Below are 301 nucleotides of genomic sequence, written 5' to 3' on the forward strand. Positions count from 1 at the left end.
CGGCCAGCATCATCCTGCTGGAAAAGAGCCTGATGGTGCTGCACGACGGCGTCATCGAGGGCCGCAAGGTCTTCGTCAACCTGCTCAAGTACCTGCGCATGGGCGCGAGCTCCAACTTCGGCAACATGTTCAGCGTGCTCGGCGCGAGCGCGTGGCTGCCATTCCTGCCGATGGCGCCGATCCAGGTCCTGACCAACAACCTGCTCTACGACTTCTCGCAGACCGCGCTGCCCACCGACAACGTCGACGAGAGCGCCATCAGCCGCCCGCGCCGCTGGGAGATCGGCAAGCTGGGCCGCTA

General features: G+C 65.1%; 1 pseudogene. It reads left to right on the forward strand.

Annotation, left to right across the window (positions count from 1 at the left end):
- Positions 1-301: pseudogene (locus K206_RS40760) on the forward strand (magnesium-translocating P-type ATPase); the annotation flags it as partial.

Origin of the sequence: Cupriavidus sp. WS, from assembly GCF_000395345.1 — a bacterium.
Taxonomy (GTDB): Bacteria; Pseudomonadota; Gammaproteobacteria; order Burkholderiales; family Burkholderiaceae; genus Cupriavidus; species Cupriavidus basilensis_B.